This is a genomic window from Arachidicoccus sp. (assembly GCF_050436765.1).
In the GTDB taxonomy this organism is placed as follows: domain Bacteria; phylum Bacteroidota; class Bacteroidia; order Chitinophagales; family Chitinophagaceae; genus Arachidicoccus.
The window spans coordinates 1-3,037 of the sequence record NZ_JBNQGD010000417.1; the positions used below are offsets into that span (position 1 = coordinate 1).

General features: G+C 38.3%; 3 protein-coding genes. All 3 read left to right on the top strand.

All coding sequences use genetic code 11. The annotated features are described in order from the left end of the window. Positions 1-23 precede the first annotated feature (23 nt). Positions 24-749, top strand: a complete 726-nt coding sequence (locus ACQR30_RS17385; protein WP_429737056.1) for a hypothetical protein — start codon at positions 24-26, stop codon at positions 747-749. 250 nt (positions 750-999) lie between these two features. Next, a complete protein-coding gene (locus ACQR30_RS17390; protein ID WP_429737057.1) occupies positions 1,000-1,209 on the top strand; it encodes a hypothetical protein in 210 nt (69 codons plus the stop codon). A gap of 194 nt (positions 1,210-1,403) precedes the next feature. Then, on the top strand, positions 1,404-3,037 hold a 1,634-nt coding region (locus ACQR30_RS17395), incomplete at its 3' end, for a TonB-dependent receptor plug domain-containing protein (RefSeq protein WP_429737058.1).

Below are 3,037 nucleotides of genomic sequence, written 5' to 3' on the forward strand. Positions count from 1 at the left end.
TGTAGTTCACTCAATATAAACCTTTGAAATATCTTATTTGCGTCGCATGTTTTGTTGTTTTTAGTCTCGGCTATTGTTGTGCACAACGGGTAATACGCGGACACATATATGGTGGGCTTAATCAGACGAGCCCTGTTGACTCCATGCAGGTGCGCACGTCTTCTGGAAATATTACCTATACGGATATTCACGGCTTATATGCCATCGACGCGAAGCCAACAAATGATACGATTTTTATTTCCTTTAAAGGAAGAGAAATTATTCATTATCCGATTTCTTTTATTACAACGCCCGACAAATTTGATGTCTATCTGCAAAATCCCGGTTTTTACGATCCATCCTATGCAGATGAATTACCGGAAGTAAGGGTAATGACCAGAAATTATCATAAAGATTCTTTGGCCAACAGGCAGATGTATGCCAATGTATTCGATTATACAAAACCAAAATTCAATCCTTTCTCACCGGTTACCTCCGTGTATAACCTATTTGATAAAAAGAATATTAAACGACAAGAACGTTACCGGCAGTTTGCAAAGGATAATGAACAGTCAGGCTATGTTGATTCCCGCTTTACGCGCAGCTATGTATCTAAGATTGCCAATATCAAGGATGATGATGAACTCAGCGATTTCATGAAGGAGTACAGACCGACTTTTCAGGATTTAGTAAATATGAATGAACTTGAATTGGGTCAATATATTATTGACAGTTATAAAGAATATAAAAAACTGAAAGCCACCAAGTGATAAGAATCAATTTTAATTGACATTTTCTTCAAATACTTTTGGTATTGTTATTTGTCGCTGTACCTTTGCAGCGTAAAATTTAGCAATGCTCAAAGGTTTCGTTGCAATATTACTTCTTCTACTTATTTTTTGCCAGTCGTTTAACAGGTTTCTGGTTAAGGCGAGTTTTTACATTAATCAAAATTATATTGCCACAAACCTATGTGTTAATCGGGGTAATCCCAGCATGCATTGCGATGGGAAATGTCAATTGACAAAAAAATTAAACGAGACAGATCAACAAGATCAGCAAAATCCGCAAAAAAGAACTGCCAACGAAATGGATGTTTTCTTTTTTCACCCCATAGCAATCTCACCAGTTATTGTATATATCGATGTTCCCCAACCATTAAATGGACATTATGTATCGCTGGTGTCTCAATTTGTTTTTGCGGCTACTCTTCATCCGCCTACTGCCTAATTTTTAGGGAAAGGTTTTTTGATAAATGACTTAAGTTCTTCTTAAAGTTAGCGACTCCTTGTGTATTATGCAAGGGTGCTGCCTTATCCCATTGCAATATTTATAGGTATTTCCGAAATTTTATTAGGAGTAAAAAATTTTCTATGAAGCGTTTAAAGGAGAGCATTTTTTACTTACTACTTAACTAATCTTTTATGAAGCTTAAATATATTTTATGGCTCGTATTGACATTGCTCAGTACAAGTGTTACCTTATGCGCGCAAACTATTATTACAGGAAAAATCATTGATAAAGACTCAAAACAGGCCCTGCAAGGTGTTTCAATATCTGGCACTACTAATCATTCCCATGCAATTTCCAATCAGCAGGGGGGCTTTAAAATTAAAGTTAGCGTTCAGGATTCGCTCGAATTCACAGATATAAATTACCAGACAAAAAAAGTAAACATTGGAGCGAAATTTTTGCTTATCGAATTATCATCACAGGATCACGATCTTGACCGTGTGGTCGTTTCTGGTAATCGTTTCACGCAGAACCGAAAAGATATTCCGGCGGCTATAAGCGTGATAAGTCAGCACACTATCGAAGAGACGAAGGCGACGCAACTCGATCAATTAGTCAATAAGATACCTGGTGTTTTTATGGTTGATCTGGGAAATGAACAGCACGAGATGAGTATTCGTCAGCCGATGACCACAAAGAGTTTATTTTTGTATTTAGAAGATGGTATTCCCATCCGTACTACGGGACTCTACAATCATAATGCACTTTTGGAAATGAATATGGCGGCAATGCAGCGCATCGAAATTTTGAAAGGACCGGCATCTGCTCAATACGGTGCGGAAGCTGTAGGAGGAGCTGTTAATATAATTACTACACCACCACCGGTAGTGCCATCCGGACAATTGAGTGTTCAAAAAGATAACAATGGTTACCGTCGTTTGGACTTGCAGGCGGGAAGTAATTTTGGCAAATTTGGCGCCGTGGTTAGCGGCTATTATGCCAATAGAAAAAATGGTCCCATTGCTTACAGCGATTTTCATAAAACCGCCTTGACTTTAAATACCGTTTATGCTTTTTCGAACGCACTAAAATGGACAAATAACGCCACCTACATTGATTATTATGCTGACATGACCGGCTCTTTAGACAGTGCTGCTTTTGCAAGGAAAGATTTTTCTACCAATTATACTTTTACCTACCGTAAAGTAAGGGCCTTACGCGTGAAATCAGTATTGGAAAAGCGGTGGAATGACCATTCGGATAGCCGGGTTACTTTTATGTATCGCAAGAACAGCACGGGACAAAATCCTTCGTATCGTATTAAGGATAATAAAAGTGATCCTACAACAGCAAAGGGAGAGATTAATGACAATAGTTTTCAAAGTTTTGTGGCTATTGTACAGCACCAACAAAAAATTGATTGGCTGGGAAGCAAGTTGACTGCAGGGCTGAGTACTGATGTCAGTCCAAGCCATTATGTGGCTAATTTTATCAATATTCAAAGAGATGCCAGTGGCAGATATGCCAGCTATACAAGTGGTGATTCCTTATTAACTAAATATTCTACGGGTATAGATAATTACGCCGCTTTTGTGCAATATGGATTTGATCTATTAAATCATTTAAAAATTGTGGGCGCGGCACGCTACGATTTGTTTAGTTATAATTTTAGAAATGCGTTGCCAAGCTCTGCTGTGAGTGGTGCTGCATCTTCTGTACAGCACTTCAACAGGCTAACACCCAAAGTGGGGTTCACTTATAATTTAAATAAGATTGGTTTTTATGGAAACTATGCGCAAGGTTTTGTGCCCCCGCAAGTAACAGA